Source organism: Pragia fontium (genome assembly GCF_900638655.1).
GTDB classification, from domain to species: Bacteria; Pseudomonadota; Gammaproteobacteria; order Enterobacterales; family Enterobacteriaceae; genus Pragia; species Pragia fontium.
In genome coordinates this window covers 3694680-3713808 of the sequence record NZ_LR134531.1, presented here as the reverse complement: position 1 = coordinate 3713808, position 19129 = coordinate 3694680, and the positions used below count along the sequence as shown (strand labels likewise).

15 protein-coding genes are annotated in these 19129 nt (G+C 46.8%); 8 read left to right on the top strand and 7 right to left on the bottom strand.

All coding sequences use genetic code 11. The features are described 5' to 3' along the window. Window positions 1-166 precede the first annotated feature (166 nt). A complete protein-coding gene (rpmE, locus tag EL341_RS16025) occupies window positions 167-382 on the top strand; it encodes a 50S ribosomal protein L31 (RefSeq protein WP_047782228.1) in 216 nt (71 codons plus the stop codon). A gap of 106 nt (window positions 383-488) precedes the next feature. Here the strand turns inward: rpmE and metJ are convergent, their stop codons facing one another. After that, complete coding sequence (gene metJ / locus EL341_RS16020) at window positions 489-806, bottom strand: met regulon transcriptional regulator MetJ (protein ID WP_047782227.1); 318 nt, start codon at window positions 804-806, stop codon at window positions 489-491. Between the two features lie 253 nt (window positions 807-1059). Here metJ and metB point away from each other — a divergent pair, with 253 nt between their 5' ends. The 3 genes from metB to metF all read left to right on the top strand — a co-directional run bounded on the left by metB (window position 1060) and on the right by metF (window position 5762). Next, entirely contained in the window at window positions 1060-2220 is a 1161-nt protein-coding gene (gene metB / locus EL341_RS16015) for a cystathionine gamma-synthase (protein WP_126468163.1), read from the top strand. Between the two features lie 2 nt (window positions 2221-2222). Then, on the top strand, window positions 2223-4658 hold the full coding sequence (locus EL341_RS16010) for a bifunctional aspartate kinase/homoserine dehydrogenase II (RefSeq protein ID WP_126468162.1): 2436 nt from the start codon (window positions 2223-2225) through the stop codon (window positions 4656-4658). Window positions 4659-4874: 216 nt separating this feature from the next. Beyond that, window positions 4875-5762, top strand: coding sequence for a methylenetetrahydrofolate reductase (gene metF / locus EL341_RS16005; protein WP_047782224.1), 888 nt, complete (start codon window positions 4875-4877; stop codon window positions 5760-5762). Window positions 5763-6129: 367 nt separating this feature from the next. On the opposite strand, the gene ppc is transcribed toward metF, so the two are convergent. Together ppc and argE are read right to left on the bottom strand one after the other, a co-directional pair. Next, on the bottom strand, window positions 6130-8766 hold the full coding sequence (ppc, locus tag EL341_RS16000) for a phosphoenolpyruvate carboxylase (RefSeq protein WP_126468161.1): 2637 nt from the start codon (window positions 8764-8766) through the stop codon (window positions 6130-6132). A gap of 242 nt (window positions 8767-9008) precedes the next feature. Next, complete coding sequence (argE, locus tag EL341_RS15995) at window positions 9009-10163, bottom strand: acetylornithine deacetylase (protein ID WP_126468160.1); 1155 nt, start codon at window positions 10161-10163, stop codon at window positions 9009-9011. A gap of 175 nt (window positions 10164-10338) precedes the next feature. Between argE and argC the strand changes: the two genes are divergently transcribed. From argC to argH, 4 genes are all read left to right on the top strand, one after another. Further along, a complete protein-coding gene (argC, locus tag EL341_RS15990) occupies window positions 10339-11343 on the top strand; it encodes an N-acetyl-gamma-glutamyl-phosphate reductase (protein WP_114987162.1) in 1005 nt (334 codons plus the stop codon). Between the two features lie 12 nt (window positions 11344-11355). Beyond that, on the top strand, window positions 11356-12129 hold the full coding sequence (gene argB / locus EL341_RS15985) for an acetylglutamate kinase (RefSeq protein ID WP_126468159.1): 774 nt from the start codon (window positions 11356-11358) through the stop codon (window positions 12127-12129). Between the two features lie 88 nt (window positions 12130-12217). Further along, window positions 12218-13435 carry an argininosuccinate synthase gene (locus EL341_RS15980; protein ID WP_047782219.1) on the top strand — a complete coding sequence of 406 codons (1218 nt, stop codon included), beginning with the start codon at window positions 12218-12220 and terminating at the stop codon, window positions 13433-13435. Window positions 13436-13651: 216 nt separating this feature from the next. After that, on the top strand, window positions 13652-15028 hold the full coding sequence (gene argH / locus EL341_RS15975) for an argininosuccinate lyase (protein ID WP_126468158.1): 1377 nt from the start codon (window positions 13652-13654) through the stop codon (window positions 15026-15028). 84 nt (window positions 15029-15112) lie between these two features. Here argH and EL341_RS15970 read toward each other — a convergent pair whose 3' ends face one another. From EL341_RS15970 to EL341_RS15955, 4 genes are all read right to left on the bottom strand, one after another. After that, entirely contained in the window at window positions 15113-15682 is a 570-nt protein-coding gene (locus EL341_RS15970) for an Ail/Lom family outer membrane beta-barrel protein (protein ID WP_047782217.1), read from the bottom strand. Between the two features lie 358 nt (window positions 15683-16040). Continuing rightward, window positions 16041-16649, bottom strand: coding sequence for a hypothetical protein (locus EL341_RS15965; protein ID WP_126468157.1), 609 nt, complete (start codon window positions 16647-16649; stop codon window positions 16041-16043). A gap of 178 nt (window positions 16650-16827) precedes the next feature. Beyond that, on the bottom strand, window positions 16828-18276 hold the full coding sequence (locus EL341_RS15960; protein WP_126468156.1) for a dihydrolipoyl dehydrogenase: 1449 nt from the start codon (window positions 18274-18276) through the stop codon (window positions 16828-16830). Between the two features lie 110 nt (window positions 18277-18386). Next, window positions 18387-19118: a glutathione peroxidase gene (locus EL341_RS15955; RefSeq protein ID WP_126468155.1), complete on the bottom strand. Its 732-nt coding sequence runs from the start codon at window positions 19116-19118 to the stop codon at window positions 18387-18389. Between the last annotated feature and the right edge of the window lie 11 nt (window positions 19119-19129).

The following is a 19129-nucleotide window of genomic DNA, read 5'->3' as shown; positions in this document are numbered from 1 at the left end:
GCAGCCTTAACTGCTGAATAGGTGACGGTGCTTGCGTTGATTATATGGCATCTGTATAATACGCCACCTTTGGTTCAAAACATGAATCAAACCACTCAACCATTTTTTACTTCGCGTGGTGTTCGGCAATAGTGACCGTATAGCGACGCGACATAGAGAGGCTAATATGAGACAAGGTATCCACCCAGAATACAAAGAAATTACTGCTACTTGTTCTTGCGGTAATGTTATCAAAACTCACTCAACTGTGGGTCACGATTTAAACCTGGACGTGTGCAGCGAATGTCACCCGTTCTATACTGGTAAACAACGTGATGTTGCTACCGGTGGCCGTGTAGACCGCTTCAACAAGCGTTTCAACATGGTTGGCGGCTCTAAGTAATTTTACAGAGCTTAAGAAAAAGGCGCCGATGGCGCCTTTTTTGTATCTAGTGATCCGTCTTTAGTAACCCAAGTTTGTTCTCGAATACCGGCTAACCGTATCGGATTTAGTATTCCCAAGTGTCCGGATCGATACCTTTCTCGCGCATCAGTATCTTTGCCGCTTCCGGAATTTCATCGCTACGCTCTTTACGCAAATCTTCATCGTTCGGCAATGGCTGCCCGGTAAATGCATGCAGGAACGCTTCACAAAGTAATTCACTGTTAGTGGCATGTCGCAGATTATTAATCTGACGGCGAGTACGCTCATCAGTCAAAATTTTCAGTACCTTTAATGGGATTGATACCGTAATTTTTTTTACCTGCTCACTTTTTTTACCATGTTCAGCATAGGGGCTGACATATTCGCCGTTCCACTCAGCCATGGGGCACCTTAAATTATATAGAAAGCTGAAATTTTAAAGTTAGCTCAATCTGAACCAACTTACCTATTCACGCGTTGGTATGGCGCATGAATACACGAAAAAAGATATATCATGACAATTTTAACGGATATTTCAGTTTTCCTCAATCTACACGGCAAGAAGTTTAGATGTCTAGAAGTATTGACGTCCGTATTGGTTAGGTATTATCTTATCTGCTATATTTTATGGTTTTCTATCTATTGAGGTAATTCAGGTGAAGCGTAAACAGGCAACCATTGCAGTACGTGGCGGACTTAACTCAGACGAACAATATGGCTGTGTAGTTCCTTCGATCCACCTTTCCAGCACCTATAACTTTGCCGATTTTAATCAGCCGCGTGCGCATGATTATTCTCGTCGCGGTAATCCAACCCGTGATGTGGCACAGGCTGCATTGGCTGAACTGGAAGGCGGAAGCCGTGCTGTGCTGACCAGCAGTGGCACTTCGGCTATTCACCTGATTTGTACCATGTTATTAAAACCCGGGGATTTACTGGTTGCCCCTCACGATTGCTACGGCGGTAGCTATCGCCTTTTCGACAGTCAGGCGCGCCGCGGTGTCTATAACGTGCTGTTTGTCGATCAAGGGGATGAGAAAGCGCTGGAAGCGGCATTAGCCAAAAATCCTAAATTGGTCTTGATTGAATCGCCAAGTAATCCGCTATTACGGGTAGTGGATATTGCCAAAATTTGCCGAGCTGCCCATCAGGTTGGCGCGTTAGCCGTGGTGGATAACACGTTCCTCAGCCCGTTACTACAACAGCCAATCGCTCTTGGCGCAGATATTGTTGTGCATTCTTGCACTAAATATCTCAACGGCCATTCCGATGTAGTGGCTGGTGTGGTGATTGCAAAAGAGGAAGCATTGGGTGTCGATTTTGCGTGGTGGGCCAATAATATTGGTGTCACCGCTGCTGCATTTGACAGTTATTTGTTGTTGCGAGGCCTGCGCACGCTTAGTCCGCGGATGAAACAACAACAGCAAAGTGCCTCGGCTATTGTAGACTACTTACAACAGCAACCGCTGGTGAAAAAGTTGTATCATCCTTCTCTGCCGGGGAATCAGGGTCATGAGATTGCCTGCCGGCAGCAGTCCGGTTTTGGCGCAATGCTCAGTTTTGAATTTAATGGTGATGAAGCGGCCATGAGACGATTCCTTAGCGCTCTGGATTTATTTACACTAGCAGAGTCATTAGGCGGCGTCGAAAGTTTGATTTCCCATGCGGCAACCATGACACATGCGGGAATGGCGGCAGAGGCACGCATAGCTGCAGGTATATCGGATAGCCTGTTACGGATTTCTGTAGGGATTGAAGACAGTGAAGATTTAATTGCCGATCTGGAACAGGCTTTCCAGGCGTCAGCGAAGGGGTAGGTATGAGTACATTAGGAGCCTCCGGGCTTCCTGCAAACCGCCAGTTGCATAAGTTTGGCGGAAGCAGTCTGGCAGATAGTAAATGCTATCTGCGAGTAGCAGGGATAATGGCAGAGTATAGCCACGAAGGCGACATGATGGTGGTATCTGCCGCAGGTAATACCACCAATCAATTAATTAAATGGCTTCAGCTAAGTCAATCAGACCGCATTTCTGCTCATCAGGTCCAACAAGAGCTGCGTCGCTATCAGAGCGAATTGATTAATAGTCTGTTGCCGGAATCACAGGCATCTCAGCTTATTACCTTATTCATTAGCGATCTTGAGCGTCTGGCGGCACTGTTGGATGGCGAAGTTAACGATGCCGTTTATGCCGAAGTGGTCGGTCATGGTGAAATATGGTCAGCTCGGTTAATGTCAGCGGTACTAAATCAGCAAGGTATGAGTGCTGAATGGCTGGATGCCCGTCATTTTTTACGCGCAGAACGTTCGGCGCAGCCTCAGGTAGATGAGGGGCGATCCTACCCATTATTGCAACAAATTCTGGCTCAACAGCCGGGTAAGCGTCTGGTAGTTACCGGTTTTATCTCACGCAATGAAGCGGGTGAAACCGTTCTATTGGGACGAAATGGCAGCGACTATTCGGCTACCCAGATCGGTGCTTTGGCGGGCGTAGTGAAAGTCACTATCTGGAGCGACGTTGCCGGGGTGTATAGTGCCGATCCACGTAAAGTGAAGGATGCTTGTTTGCTACCTTTACTGCGTTTGGATGAGGCTAGTGAATTAGCGCGTTTAGCGGCGCCGGTTCTTCATACCCGAACGTTACAGCCGGTTTCCGGTAGTGATATTGAGCTCCAGCTCCGCTGTAGTTATCAGCCAGAGCAAGGTTCTACTCGTATTGAGCGGGTGCTGGCATCGGGTACCGGAGCCAGAATCGTCACCAGCCATGATGATGTTTGTTTGATTGAGCTGCATGTTGAACCACAGCACGACTTTGCCCAGATTCAAAAAGAAGTTATACGCATTCTTAACCGGGTTCAGGTTAAACCGTTGGCAACCGGTGTGCATTCAGACCGTAACCTACTCCAGCTTTGTTATACCTCTGAAGTCGTTAATAGTGTATTGCAGATTTTGAGCGATGCCAGACTGCCTGGTCGATTGCAGCTACGTGAGGGATTGGCGTTGGTGGCATTGGTGGGTGCTGGTGTATGTAAGAATCCGCTGCATAGCCATCGCTTCTATCAGTTGCTAAAAGATCAGCCGGTGGAGTTTATCTGGCATGCGGATGATGGGATCAGTTTAGTTGCGGTGCTGCGTCTGGGGCCAACAGAGCATTTGATTCAGGGATTACACGCCAGTTTGTTCAGAGCAGAGAAATGCGTTGGGCTGGTGCTATACGGTAAGGGGAATATTGGTTCTCGCTGGCTGGAGTTGTTTGCCCGCGAGCAAAAAAATATTTCCGCCCGTACCGGATTCGAGTTTGTTCTGGCTGGTGTGGTGGATAGCCGCCGATGCGTGCTTGATTATCAGGGGTTGGATGCCAGCAGAGTGCTCGCCTTCTTTGATGATGAATCGCAAACGCTGGATGATAATGTGTTAGTCAGTTGGATGCGGGATCATCCCTTTGATGATCTGGTGATTCTGGATATTACCGCCAGTCAGGAACTGGCCAGTAATTATCTGAATTTTGCCAGTTATGGTTTTCATGTAATTAGCGCCAACAAATTGGCCGGTGCATCGTCAGGGAATGAATACCGTCAGATTCGTGATGCCTTTGTTAAAACCGGACGCCATTGGTTGTATAACGCTACTGTTGGGGCGGGGTTGCCCATCAATCATACGGTACGCGACCTGCGTGACAGCGGTGATACTATTCTGTCGTTAAGCGGAATTTTCTCCGGCACGCTATCGTGGCTATTTTTGCAGTTTGATGGTTCGATACCGTTTTCTGAGCTGGTGGAACAAGCCTGGCAACAGGGCTTAACCGAGCCGGATCCTCGGGTTGATTTATCCGGTCAGGACGTGATGCGTAAACTGGTGATTTTGGCGCGTGAAGCGGGCTATGACATTGAACCTGATCAGGTTAGGGTGGAGTCGCTGGTCGCAGAGGGAGCGGAGCATGGCTCAGTTGACAACTTCTTTGAAAACGCTCAGACCCTGAATCAGCAAATGTTGGAACGTTTAGAAGCGGCGAAAGAGATGGGGCTGGTTCTGCGTTACGTTGCTCGTTACGATGCTAATGGTAAGGCGCGGGTTGGTGTTGAAGCGGTAAGTGACGACCATCCTCTGTCTGCTCTATTGCCGTGCGATAACCTGTTTGCCATTGAGAGTCGCTGGTATCGAGATAACCCCCTGATTATTCGTGGGCCGGGAGCCGGGCGGGATGTGACCGCCGGTGCTATCCAGTCGGATCTGAACAGGCTAGCTAAACTACTTTAAAATCATTACGATATGATTTTTCCGTAACGCCTGAGATCAATATGATCTCGGGCGTTTTTTATTTATTCTGATTTATTGTTATTTTGCGGTTGACAGAATGAGCAAGTTAAGCCATCTTATTTAGATGTTTAGACGTCTAAACGTTCAGAAGTATATTAAACGAAACGGCGCATAAGAATATCAGGCAAAAGCCAATACTAACGGGATGGACAGGATATGAGTTTTTTTCATGCTAATCAGCGGGAAGCACTGAATCAGAGTTTGGCGGAAGTCAGCGGGCAGATTAACGTTTCTTTTGAGTTTTTCCCGCCAAGCACCACAGAAATGGAGCAAACCCTTTGGCAATCTATCGATCGTTTAAAAACCCTTAAGCCAAAGTTTGTGTCTGTTACCTACGGTGCAAATTCTGGTGAGCGTGACAGAACTCATAGCATTATTAAAGGGATTAAGGACAAAACCGGTTTGGATGCGGCTCCGCACCTGACCTGTATTGATGCCAGCTCTGACCAGCTATTGGATATTGCTAAAGATTATTGGAATAGTGGTATTCGTCATATCGTTGCTTTACGTGGTGATTTACCCGCTGGCGGTGGCAAGCCTGATATGTATGCTTCTGATCTGGTAGCTCTGCTGAAAAGCGTGGGGGATTTTGATATTTCTGTGGCGGCTTACCCAGAAGTTCATCCAGAGGCAAAAAGCGCACAGGCTGATTTAATCAACCTGAAGAAGAAAGTAGATGCGGGGGCCAACCGAGCCATTACCCAATTTTTCTTTGATGTAGAAAGCTATTTACGCTTCCGCGATCGCTGTGTAGCTACAGGTATTGATGTTGAGATTGTGCCGGGTATTTTACCGGTATCCAACTTTAAGCAGTTGGAGCGTTTTGCCAAGATGACCAATGTGCGCGTTCCACAGTGGATGACGCAAATGTTCTCTGGTTTGGAAGATGATATAGAAACCCGTAAATTGGTCGGCGCTTCTATCGCAATGGATATGGTCAAAATCTTGTGCCGTGAAGGGGTAAAAGATTTCCATTTCTATACTCTGAATCGTGCTGAATTAAGCTATGCGATATGCCATACGCTGGGTGTTAGACCGGCGTAAGTTTAGATTGAATTTCGTTTTTCATATGATAGAACCTGTTTAAAGGGAAAGGATTAAAGTAAAAAATGCCGCAATATGCGGCATTGAGAGTGTAGATAAAGTCATTTAATTTGATTTCAGTGAATGTTTCGTCCGTAAAAAGAAGGTTGGAATATTTACTTCCTCTCACGGACGAGAGGGGATGTTTTTGAGTTCAACGGGCGTCAGGCCTACGCTTCTTAGGGGCGCTTCGGCAGCTAAAGCTGCTACGACCCCAACAGAACCCTCTCCTTCCGTTTACGTTTGGTTATTTAGGGTTTGTTATCAATAAAAATGCCGCATATTGCGGCATTTTTTGATTAACAGGGATGGAGCTACCTTGCAAAAACTAACCGGTATTCCTCATTCCCGCAGCTATCCCGGCAATCGTTACCATCAACGCTTGTTCAACTCGCGGATCTGCGGTCTCTTGTTGGCGAGAGCGGTGCAGCAGCTCAGCCTGAAGAACGTTTAACGGGTCGGTGTAGACATTACGCAGAGCGATAGATTCGGCAATCCATGGGGATTTCTCCATTGGTAGCTGGTCATTCGCCAGTTGCAGTACCACTTTAATGTCTTCTGCTAGCTGAGCGCGTAGCTTCTGGCCCAGATGCCACAGTTGTTGCTCTACCAGACGCTGGTCATAATACTCCGCCAGCCACAGGTCAGCTTTGGCGTACACCATCTCCAGCATATTGATGCGGGTATTGAAGAACGGCCAATCACGGCACATTTCAGCCAGTTCTTGTTGCTTACCGTTATCAATAGCGTGTTTCAGGGCCGCACCTGCGCCAAGCCATGCGGGTAACATCAGGCGATTTTGCGTCCAGGCGAAGATCCATGGGATCGCTCGCAGGCTTTCTACGCCGCCGTTTGGTTTACGTTTGGCTGGGCGTGAACCGAGCGGTAGTTTGCTGAGCTCAAGCTCTGGCGTTGCTGAACGGAAATAAGGCACAAAGTCTGGCGATTCCCGCACGATGTCACGATACTCTTTGCAGGAGAAGGCTGACAGGTCATCCATGATATCGCGCCATTCCTGTTTTGGATTCGGCGGTGGCAGTAAATTGGCTTCCAGAATTGCACTGGCATAGCTTGCCAGGCTGGCAAGCGTCACTTCTGGCAGACCGAATTTAAAGCGGATCATTTCACCCTGTTCGGTAACGCGTAATCCACCTTTCAGTGAGCCCGGAGGCTGAGAAAGTAACGCATCGTGAGCCGGAGCCCCTCCGCGACCAATGGTACCGCCGCGACCGTGGAACAACGTTAGATCTACACCCGCCTGTTCACAGGTTTTGATTAACGCTTCCTGAGCATAATATTGCGCCCATGAGGCGGCTAATACACCAGCATCTTTCGATGAGTCGGAATAGCCGATCATAATCATCTGCTTACCGCCGATAAAGTTGCGGTACCAGTCAATATTCAGCAGTTGGGTCATCACATCGTTGGCGTTATTCAGGTCTTCCAACGTTTCAAACAGCGGGCAGACCGGTAGTGCGAAATGACAGCCGGCTTCTTTCAATAATAAATGAACGGCCAGCACATCAGACGGTGTACGCGCCATGGAGATAACATAGGCGGCAATCGACCCTTGAGGTGCTTTGGCAATCACTTTACAGGTATCCAGAATTTCCTGAGTATCGGCGCTAGGTTGCCAGTCCCGTGGGAACAATGGTCTTCTGGACTGTAGCTCTTTTACCAGAAATGCCTGTTTCTCTTTTTCGGACCACTCGTCGTAGTTACCGATTTCCAGATATTGGGTTAACTCGGCTAAGGCATCGCTATGGCGAGTACTTTCCTGACGAATATCAATGCGTACCAGTGGCAGGCCGAAGCAACCGATGCGACGTAGCGTATCCAGTAACTGACCATTGGCAATAATGCTCATACCGCAGGCCTGAAGTGATTGATAGCAGGCATACAACGGGTCCCACAACTGACTATTATCAATCAGGATATCTTCTGGACAGGTAACGCGTTCGCCGTTCAGACGGGCGCCGAGATAAGCATGTGTGCTGATCAGTTGAGCGCGTAGCTTTTTCATCAGCTCACGATAAGGTTCCAGCACTTCATCGCCACCGGCCATGGCGCGTAATTCTGGAGTACAGTCAGACATTGAAAGTTCTGATACCAGTACCTGAATATCTTTCAGGAACAATTCAGCGGCTTTCCAGCGACCGTAGATCATCACGTGTTCGGTAATTTTAGCGGTAACGTTAGGGTTGCCGTCACGATCGCCGCCCATCCAAGAAGTAAAGCGCACAGGAACCGCATCGACCGGTAGCTTATAGTCCAACGCGTCAGCCAACTGATCGTTAAACTCTCGCATAAAGGCAGGTACACCTTCCCACAGGCTGTTTTCTACGACAGCAAATCCCCATTTGGCTTCATCAACTGGCGTTGGGCGATTTTTACGAATTTCATCGGTATGCCAGGACTGAGCAACCAACTGGCGCAGACGGCGCATAATCTTGTCGTGCTCATAATCGGCCAAATCGTTGTGATCCAACTGGCTGAGACAGTTATTCACTTCAACCAGCTTATGAATCATGGTGCGACGGGCAATTTCCGTCGGGTGTGCGGTGAGTACTAGCTCAATGGATAGTTGAGCAACCGCTTCACGCACCGCATCATCGGTAATGTGTTTCTCTCTCAGGCGCTGAAAAAGATTGGCGAATACCGCTGGGTTATTCGCTGCTTCACCACGAGATGAAATGCCGTGGTATTGCTCTGCGGTATTGGCAAAGTTAAGGAACTGATTAAATGCTCTGGCTACCGGCAATAATTGATCGTTGGAGAGATTTTGTAAGGTAGAGAGCAGAGCCTGACGGTTAGCTTCGTTACCTGCCCGGGATGATTTGGATAATTTGCGAATGGTCTCGACCTGTTCGAGGATATTTTCCCCTAACGCATCTTTGATTGTATCGCCGAGAAGCGTGCCAAGCATGCTGACATTACTTCGCATTGCTGAATATTGTTCGTTCATATGTCCCCTGCCTGGTTAGTTAAGCGTGATGCTGTGTTGTTTTCGATCGTTATTTTTATGCGTACCAAATTTAGAGTTGTATCACACTAATTAAGTATTGCCACAACTTTGTTGAATCCTTTAAGCAATTCTTATAAACCCGCGATTTCAACAACAAATTCTACTTTCAGAATTTAATAGTGGTGTTTACCGCCCTAACAATTAATACCTGTTTTGGGCGGCGATGGATGGTTCAGCGGTGGTTATCCAACGGCACAAAAATGATGAATAACTTGCGTTAAAAGTTGACGGGTTGGCTGGATAAACGAAGTTGCCAGAAATTCATCCGGCTGATGAGCTTGGTCAATAGAACCCGGCCCTAATACCAGCGTTGGACACATCTGCTGTAAAAATGGGGCTTCGGTACAATAGTTGACGACTTCAGCCTGAGCGCCAACCAGTTTTTCCACCACTTTGACCAATGAGTTATCTGCGGCACATTCATAGCCAGGAATCGGCGTATGCAGGTGCTCAATGGCCACTCGACCCGGCCAGCGTGAGCTAAGTGGTTCCAGTGCACCATGTACTAATTCATCCAGATCGTTGAGGGTTAGCCCGGGTAACGGTCGAATATCCATATGTAATTCACAGCAGGCGCAAATCCGATTCGGTGCATCCCCACCGTGAATGTGACCGAAGTTCATCGTTGGATAAGGAATGGCAAAAGCGTCATGGTGATAACGCTGTTTCAGCGAATCTCTAAGTCCCATCAGGTGACCGATAGCATCATGCATCAGTTCAATGGCGTTAACTCCTCGGGACGGATCGCTGGAGTGGCCCGACTGACCAGTAATGCGGATAGCGTCGGCAATATGTCCTTTATGGGCGCGAACCGGCTGAAGAGAGGTTGGCTCACCAATAATGGCACAATCGGGTTTTAGTTGGCTGGTGGCGGAGAAATAGCGAGCGCCGGCCATTGAGGTTTCTTCGTCAGCGGTTGCCAGAATATAGAGTGGTTTAGTCAGTTTGCTTTTATCAATATCTCTTAATGCATCAAGAATAAAGGCAAAGAAGCCCTTCATATCGGCGGTGCCTAATCCATAAAGCTTATTGTCGTGTTCTGTCAGGGTAAAAGGGTCGCGAGTCCATCGGCCATCATCAAAGGGCACGGTATCGGTGTGGCCAGTGAGAAGTAATCCACCGGGGCCTTCACCCAGAGAGGCCAGCAGATTAAATTTATTTCTCGTTTCAGGAACGGGCTGGACTTCAACCTTAAACCCCAGCGTGCTGAACCATTCCGCCAGTAGATTAATCAGGGATTCATTGCTTTGATCCAGTGCAGCATCCGTAGCACTGATACTGGGGATAGCGATAAGTTTACTGTATAGCTCAATAAAAGGCGGTAGGGTTTTATTCACAATTCGGCACCTGCTTAGTGATTAATTCAATATAAATTCATTTATTTTGCATAAAAATACAATAAAGGATTGTGTAAGGGAACAGAATTTCGTACCTTAAGCAATATTCATCCACCTTACCGTAGCGTGCTGCCGTTTCCAAACTCTGTACGCATTTAAATACAGGTCTATTTGTATGCTTGAAACACTGATTGTTGGCGCAAGTGGTTATACCGGAGCAGAATTGGCTGTATATCTGCGGCGTCACCCTGAAATTAATATTGCCGGTCTGATGGTGTCGGCACAAAGCGCCGATGCAGGAAAGACTTTTTCAGATTTGCATCCGCAGCTTAAAGGTTTGGTTGATTTACCCCTTCAGCCGTTAACCGACGTTGCTGAGGCGGCTAAAGGTATTGATGTGGTTTTTCTCGCCACGGCTCATGAAGTGAGCCACGATCTGGCACCGAAATTTTTGGCCGCAGGCTGTGTGGTGTTTGACCTGTCCGGCGCTTTCCGTGTCGATGATGCTGATTTTTATACCAAATACTATGGCTTTAGCCATCAGCATCGGGATCTGTTAAAGCAGGCAGTGTATGGCTTGGCTGAGTGGCAAAGTGAAAATATTAAACAGGCTCAGTTGGTTGCGGTAGCCGGTTGCTATCCGACAGCATCGCAGCTGGCCCTTAAACCACTGGTTGAGGCTGGTTTTTTAGATCAGCAACAGTGGCCGGTGATTAATGCAGTGAGCGGCGTGAGCGGTGCCGGGCGTAAAGCCAGTATGACAACCAGTTTTTGCGAAGTGAGCCTACAGCCTTATGGTGTATTCACCCACCGCCATCAACCAGAGATTGTCGCACATCTTGGTATACCGGTGATTTTTACACCACATTTAGGCAACTTCCCGCGCGGTATTTTGGCGACGATTACTTGCCGTTTAAAACCGGGCGTGACTGAAGCCGATATTAAAACTGCATTTTTCAACGCTTATCACAATAAACCGTTGGTTCGGGTCTATGAAAAAGGGCTTCCGGCGCTAAAATCGGTTATTGGACAACCATTCTGTGATATTGGCTTTGCCGTTGATGGACAGCACATTATCGTGGTGGCCGCTGAAGATAATTTATTGAAAGGCGCGGCAGCTCAGGCCGTTCAGTGTATGAATATACGCTTTGGCTTCCATGAAACCCAATCCTTGCTCTAGGGAGAAGAAAGGATGAATCCATTAATTATTAAACTTGGTGGTGCTCTGTTAGACAGTGATGAAGCCATGGAACGCCTGTTTGTTGCGCTTGCTGGTTATAAGCAAAAGCATCAGCGTGACCTGATTATTGTTCATGGCGGTGGCTGTTTGGTGGATGAGCTAATGAAAAAGCTGGCGCTGCCGGTAGTTCGCCGCAATGGACTACGGGTCACACCGCAAGATCAGATTGGCACCATCACCGGCGCTTTGGCCGGTACGGCGAACAAAACCCTGATGGCGGCAGCTAAAAAATACCAGATTGATGCGATTGGCCTGTGTTTGGCCGATGGTGATATGGTCGCCGTCAAACAACTGTCTGATGAGTTAGGCCACGTGGGCGAAGCTAAAGCGGGCAGTAAAAAACTGATTGAAACCCTATTAGCAGGCGGCTATTTGCCGATTGTTAGCTCCATTGGCATTACACCAGAAGGTGTGCTGATGAACGTGAATGCCGATCAGGCTGCGACAGCATTAGCCGCAACGCTGGGAGCGGATTTGGTTCTGCTTTCTGACGTTAGCGGTATTTTGGACGGTAAAGGTCAGCGTATCGCTGAAATGAGTGCCGAAAAGGCCGAAAAGCTGATAGAGCAAGGCATTATTACCGATGGCATGATCGTGAAAGTTAATGCGGCTCTGGATGCCGCCCGCACTTTAGGGCGCCCGGTTGATATTGCCAGTTGGCGTAATGCCGACCAATTACCCGCATTGTTTAATGGGATGCCCGTTGGGACACGCATATTAGCGTAGCGGGCCATCGATTGATTAAATGTGCGGATATTTTTTCTCAACAACTATTCAGTAACTGAATTAAGACTTAGCAATCAAGGAAATCGTGATGAATAACAACGGTATTAAGAAAATTGTATTAGCCTACTCCGGCGGCCTGGATACATCAGCCATTATTCCATGGCTAAAAGAGAACTACGGCGACTGTGAAGTGGTGGCTTTTGTTGCCGATATTGGACAGGAACGTTCTGACCTTGAAGGCGTAGAACAAAAAGCGCTGAGCTCTGGCGCATCTTCGTGCTATGTGGTCGATTTGCGTGAAGAGTTTATTCGTGACTATGTTTATCCGGTACTGCAAACCGGCGCTTTGTATGAAGGCAGCTATTTACTGGGTACTTCCATGGCGCGTCCAATCATTGCTAAGGCTCAAGTTGAGTTGGCGTTGAAATTGGGTGCGGATGCGGTGTGTCATGGTGCGACGGGTAAAGGTAACGATCAGGTGCGTTTTGAAACTACTTATGCGGCTTTGGCTCCGCACCTGAAAGTAGTGGCACCATGGCGTGAGTGGAACTTACGTTCCCGGGAAGCCCTACTGGATTATCTGAAAGAGCGCAATATTCCGACTACGGCCTCGCTGGAAAAAATCTACAGTCGTGATGAAAACGCATGGCATATCTCCACCGAAGGTGGCGTACTGGAAACTCCGTGGAACGCTTCTAACCAAGATTGTTGGGTATGGACCGTATCGCCGGAAGACGCACCAGATCAGCCTGAACTGGTTACGGTTAAGGTAGAAAAGGGCAAAGTCACTGCGGTGAACGGCAAAGCCATGAGTCCGTTCCAATGTTTGGAAGCCCTGAATGAACTGGGTGCCAAACATGGCGTAGGCCGTATTGATATTGTTGAGAACCGTCTGGTAGGGATTAAATCCCGTGGCTGTTATGAAACGCCGGGGGGCACCATTATGGTAACGGCGCTGCGTGGCGTTGAGCAGCTGGTGCTCGATCGTGACAGCTTCAAGTGGCGTGAGCAACTGGGGCTGGAAATGTCCTATGTGGTTTATGATGGTCGTTGGTTCGCTCCGTTACGTAAATCCATTCAGGCTGCGGCAGAGTCGCTGGCTGAAGATGTTAACGGTGAGGTGGTGGTGAAACTGTATAAAGGACAGGCCACGGCGATCCAGAAGCAATCATCTAATAGCCTGTATTCCGAAGAGTTTGCTACATTCGGGGAAGATGAAGTTTACGATCACAGTCATGCAGGTGGCTTTATCCGTCTGTTCTCACTTTCAGGTCGGATTCGTGCGCTGAATGAACTGAAGAAGTGATAAACCGTTTAACGTTTTGAGTTCAAGGCGTTATTCTTGCTAACAGAGCATGAGGGGCGATGAGGATATTGCCCCTTATTTTATTAAGCGCAATGTATTTTACCCGATAACATCATTATTTTGTTTTTCGCGGTAGAGTCCAGAAACCAGTTAATATCATTCGTTGTTATCAATCCAGGGTGGTTGTTATTGCCCTGATTTTCAGGAGTAAAGGGTATGGCATTGTGGGGTGGCAGGTTCAGTCAAGCGGCAGACCAGCGTTTTAAGCAGTTTAATGATTCACTGCGTTTTGATTATCGTCTGGCGGAGCAAGATATTATTGGTTCTGTCGCATGGTCTAAAGCACTGGTAACCGTGGGTGTGTTAAGCGCTGAAGAACAACAACAATTAGAAAAAGCGTTAGACCAGCTATTGATTGAAGTGCGTGCAGAACCGGGAGCCATTGTTGCCAGTGATGCGGAAGATATCCATAGTTGGGTCGAACAGAAGCTGATTGGTAAAGTCGGTGATTTGGGTAAAAAGCTGCATACCGGCCGTAGCCGTAACGATCAGGTAGCTACTGACCTGAAGTTATGGTGCAAAATGGAAGTGGAGCAACTGCTGCATGCGGTGAAAGAGCTGCAACAGGCATTGGTGATCACCGCCGAGCAGAATCAAGATGCAGTTATGCCGGGCTATACTCATCTACAACGCGCTCAGCCAGTGACGTTTGCTCACTGGTGTTTAGCCTATACCGAGATGTTGGCTCGTGATGAAAGCCGTTTACAGGATGCGTTAAAGCGTATGGATACCAGCCCGTTGGGCTGCGGTGCGTTGGCAGGAACCGCTTATCCAATTGACCGGGATCAACTGGCGGGTTGGTTAGGCTTTAGTTCGGCAACCCGTAACAGTTTGGACAGCGTATCCGATCGCGATCACGTGCTGGAATTGCTGTCTGATGCATCCATTAGTATGGTGCATCTATCGCGTTTTGCTGAAGATCTGATCTTCTTTAACAGTGGTGAGTCTGGATTTGTTGAACTTTCCGATCGGGTGACTTCTGGTTCATCCCTGATGCCGCAAAAGAAAAACCCTGATGCGCTGGAATTAATTCGTGGCAAATGTGGCCGCGTTCAGGGGGCGCTTAGCGGTATGTTAATGACCCTTAAAGGCTTACCTCTGGCGTACAATAAAGATATGCAGGAAGACAAAGAGGGCATTTTTGATGCGCTTGATACCTGGCTAGACTGCCTGCATATGGCAGTGCTGGTGCTTGATGGTATTCAGGTAAAACGTCCTCGCTGTCAGGAAGCGGCTCAGCAGGGATATGCCAACGCCACTGAATTGGCGGATTATTTGGTGGCTAAAGGTATTCCATTCCGTGAAGCCCACCATATTGTTGGTTCTGCGGTATTAGAAGCGATTAAACAGGGTAAAGCTTTAGAAGAACTTTCATTGGCTCAGCTACAGCAGTTTAATGAGGCGATTGACCAAGATGTTTATCCTGCTTTATCGCTGAAGTCCTGTCTGGAAAAACGCTGTGCTAAAGGTGGCGTGAACCCTGAGCAGGTTGCCAGCGCGATTAATGCGGCAAAAGTACGTCTGGATATTTAATTTGTCACGACGAGAATAAATAAGCCCATAAATAGTGAATCTATTTATGGGCTTTGGTTTTATTGAGGGTGACTTAATATGAAATTAGAAACGGTAGCCTAAGCCAACGTTGAAGCCGTTGATTGAATAGTTTTTACCGTCTACATCCATTCGGGACCCTTCGTAACCAACATCAATTGCCAGATTAGTCACTGGGTTAATCTGTAAGCCTGCACCATACATCAAGGTAGATTTAGTTTGGCTACTGTGCAGCGTGCCACTATAAGAATAAGAGCTACTGTCAGCGTTATACCATTTGCTGGAATAGTCCACATCGTTAACATTGACGCCCATTAAGCCATAGATACTAACGAAGTCATTAAAACGGTAGGCTGGACCAGCGGAGATGGAATAATATTTTACTTCGGCCTTGGTTTTTATAATATCTCTATATGCACGATAGCTCATATCTTTATCGCCCTTCATATAAGTGAAGGATGAAATAATGCTTAGAGGAGAATCCCACTCATAGCGATATTTTACGTTAACGCCGTTAATATCATCAAAGTCCTGAACTTTACTTTGCGCATAGCCTAAAGTCACCGTATGTTCTCCAGCATTAACCATGCCACATACGCTTAAAGAAATAATAGAAGCCAGAAGAATTTTTTTCATTAAAAGATTATCCCTAATTTAAATTTTAAATATAAATTATAAAAATACAGCGCGGGGATTATAGGGAGTAAGCGTGTTTAAATAAATGATTATTTATATTTTTGTTTATTTGCACAGATATAATTTAATCTGGGATATTGATTATTGAATTTTATTTGTGACTTCTTACTTAGATAGTTTAAGGAGTGTTATTTCAATGTATTCAGAAGAAATAAACGATAAGTAATGATTTGAATGTTAGTAATAGGTGAAAATACTACTGCTATTTTTTAATTAACCTTACTTTTTAAGTGGGACCCATTACGGTTTGTAAAATAACTTAAAACCAGTACTGATATCCTGTTCACTAAAAGAAGTATTACTTTAGTATGGTAGACAAGAATGGCGAATAAGAAACCTCATTCTTTTCCGTGATTATGTGATAAGCCGAATAGTAGTCAATACCATGATTCTCATGGCAACTAATAATCCATGTTTTTTTGTTTATAAGTTGTTTTATTTTTATACAGTTGCGTATTTTTTGGACGATAAATACGGTAAAGAGAAGACCGATCAGAAGAGTTGCGATAATAAGCCATATATTATTAAAAAATACAGGTATCTGCCCAAGGATAAAGTAGGTATAAAAGTTATGGCAAGTAATCGCCAGCAGAGTGAACAGAACGAGTAATTTCGCGTTAAGCATTCTATTAAATATTGAACCCAGCTCGTTTTCTGATGGGGCATGTATATTATGTAAGCTATTTATCGCTTCTTTAACCGGTATACCCTGCATATAGAATATCCACTGGTTCTTTTTGGACTCAATGAGTAATTTTCCACTTTTTCTTAGGCTTTCGGTTCTGATCGAGATATAGACTGGATATAAGATGAACATAAAGACAACATAGAATAAGGGCGCATGAAACCCCATAAATGTGGCAAAAATCACCAAGGCTGAGAGTAGGAAAAACTTCATTTCTGCCATAATAGTTCCCTCTAATGAATGACACGCTATTTTTTATTCAGTTAATTTCCGTATAGGCCTGTTGTTGAATGCCAATGGAGAGTCGAGCAGATTAGTTTATACCGTCTTTTAAAGAAAAAAGCAGCCAGAAATAAATCAGGCTGCTTTTAAGTATTATGTTAGATATGCAACGGGTATTTTAATCCCCAGGACAACGCTGACAGCGCTCTATTTCATCATTGCCCAGTCTCAATTTAGCATTCAGATCGCGTAATGCCGTTCTTAAGCCCTCTTCAATCACCGGGTGATAGAAGGGCATATCCAGCATCTGAGGAATGGTCATTTGCTGTTGATGCGCCCAAGCTAACAGATGAGCAATATGCTCAACGTTTGGCCCCATCATTTCGGCACCAAGAAAACGACCGGTACCTTGTTCCCCATAAACGTGCAGCAGGCCTTTATTGCGTAGCATCACTCGTGAACGTCCCTGATTTTCAAAAGAGACTTCGCCAATTTCAAAACAGCCGCAGGCGCTGAACTTTTGATTCAGTTCCCGATAGGTTGAGCCAACCATGGCGATCTGTGGATCGGAGAACACTACGGAAATTGAGCTGCGACGTAAACTGGGCGATATCTCAGGATATGACCCCGCATTCTCGCCGGCAATGCGTGCCTGATCGCTGGCTTCATGAAGCAGTGGCAGTTGATTGCTGGCGTCTCCGGCAATAAAAATATGTGGGAGATTGGTTTGCATCGTAAGACGATCGGCAATAGGTACACCACGATCATCAAGTTCAAGAGAGGTGTTTTCCAGACCAATTTTATCGACGTTAGGACGGCGGCCCGTGGCGGCCAACACGTAATCAACGGTAATTTCTTGCGGATGACCGTCTTTATCTTGATAGCGGATAAACACGCTATCGTCTCTGCGTTCCATTAGCTCGACTTTGGCATCTGGATCGAGATAGAACTCTTGATTTAGCGTATTTGCGGCATATTGGCGAATAGCACCATCCGTCAGCGGGCCGACGGCACCACCGACACCAAACATCGTGACTTTAACCCCTAAACGATGCAGCGCCTGACCCAGCTCTAAACCAATAACGCCAGGGCCAAATACCGCTACCGACTTCGGTAGATCGTCCCAGTTGAAAACATCATCATTAATGATTAAACGATCGCCCAGAGAGTTCCATGGTGCCGGCCAGCTTGGGCGTGAACCAGTGGCAATCACAATACGCTTTGCCTGAATTCGTGTGTGCTCGTCAACCTGTAGCATATTGTCATCGATAAACCGGGCGTAGCCGCTAATTTTATCCTGCTGAGGAATTTCCCCGACGCCTTCCAGAACAAAGCCAACAAAACGATCGCGTTCGCGCTTAACTCGACTCATTACTTCGCGACCGTCAATTCTGGTTTCACCCTGTGGGTGAATACCAAATCCAGGCGCCATGTCTATATGGTGTACTGCTTCAGCCGCAGCAATTAATAGCTTTGAAGGCATACAGCCAACTCTGGCACAGGTTGTTCCATATGGGCCACCTTCAATCATGACCACATTGGGCGTTAATCGTTTTGCTGCACGGTAAGCGCCTAATCCTGCGGTGCCGCCGCCAATCACGGCAACATCAACCTGTAATACTTTCATCCTTTGACTCCTGAATAAAAAAAGGCGGACCGGAGTCCGCCAAAACTTACCATTGGCTAACTTTAAAATTATGGTGGCTTAAAAAATCAAAATACGTTCTGTTGGTCTTATTAGGCGGCGAAATATTTTTCTAAATCATCGCTGCCGCCAATATGCTGTCCGCCGATATAGATTTGTGGAACCGTTGAACGGCCAGTAATCGCACGCAGGCTAACGGTGGTTGCATCGGTGCCTAAAATGATCTCTTCATACTGTAGGCCACGCTCTTGCAGCATTTGTTTGGCTTTAGCACAGTATGGGCAGCCAGGTTTAGTCATCAGGGAAATCGATTCTTGTAGTTTGCAGTCCGGTGCCAAATATTTCAGCATGGTGTCGGCATCAGAGACTTCAAACGGGTCGCCTGGCTTGTTTGGCTCAACAAACATTTTTTCAATCACGCCATTACGTACCAGCATGGAATAGCGCCATGAGCGAGGGCCAAATCCTAAATCGGCTTTCTCAACCAACATATTCATGCCTTTGGTGAACTCACCATTACCGTCAGGAATAAAGGTAATGTTTTCGGCGTGTTGTTCTGATTTCCAGGCATTCATCACGAAGGTATCGTTGACGGAAACGCATAACACACTATCAACACCATATTGTTTGAATACTGGCGCCAGTTCGTTGTAACGAGGCAGATGGCTGGAAGAACAGGTCGGAGTGAATGCGCCCGGTAGGGAGAACACAATCACGGTTTTGTTAGCGAATAATTCTTCAGTACTGATATCAATCCACTGATCTCCCTGACGGGTATGGAAAACGGTATTAGGTACTTTCTGGCCTTCTTGAGTACTGAACATGTTTTAACCTC

Bases quoted from the DNA above. Each gene is read 5' to 3' on its own strand.
- rpmE (WP_047782228.1), top strand. From the start codon at position 167: ATGAGACAAGGTATCCACCCAGAATACAAAGAAATTACTGCTACTTGT.
- metJ (WP_047782227.1), bottom strand. From the start codon at position 806: ATGGCTGAGTGGAACGGCGAATATGTCAGCCCCTATGCTGAACATGGT.
- EL341_RS16010 (WP_126468162.1), top strand. From the start codon at position 2,223: ATGAGTACATTAGGAGCCTCCGGGCTTCCTGCAAACCGCCAGTTGCAT.
- metF (WP_047782224.1), top strand. From the start codon at position 4,875: ATGAGTTTTTTTCATGCTAATCAGCGGGAAGCACTGAATCAGAGTTTG.
- ppc (WP_126468161.1), bottom strand. From the start codon at position 8,766: ATGAACGAACAATATTCAGCAATGCGAAGTAATGTCAGCATGCTTGGC.
- argC (WP_114987162.1), top strand. From the start codon at position 10,339: ATGCTTGAAACACTGATTGTTGGCGCAAGTGGTTATACCGGAGCAGAA.
- argB (WP_126468159.1), top strand. From the start codon at position 11,356: ATGAATCCATTAATTATTAAACTTGGTGGTGCTCTGTTAGACAGTGAT.
- EL341_RS15980 (WP_047782219.1), top strand. From the start codon at position 12,218: ATGAATAACAACGGTATTAAGAAAATTGTATTAGCCTACTCCGGCGGC.
- argH (WP_126468158.1), top strand. From the start codon at position 13,652: ATGGCATTGTGGGGTGGCAGGTTCAGTCAAGCGGCAGACCAGCGTTTT.
- EL341_RS15970 (WP_047782217.1), bottom strand. From the start codon at position 15,682: ATGAAAAAAATTCTTCTGGCTTCTATTATTTCTTTAAGCGTATGTGGC.
- EL341_RS15965 (WP_126468157.1), bottom strand. From the start codon at position 16,649: ATGGCAGAAATGAAGTTTTTCCTACTCTCAGCCTTGGTGATTTTTGCC.
- EL341_RS15960 (WP_126468156.1), bottom strand. From the start codon at position 18,276: ATGAAAGTATTACAGGTTGATGTTGCCGTGATTGGCGGCGGCACCGCA.
- EL341_RS15955 (WP_126468155.1), bottom strand. From the start codon at position 19,118: ATGTTCAGTACTCAAGAAGGCCAGAAAGTACCTAATACCGTTTTCCAT.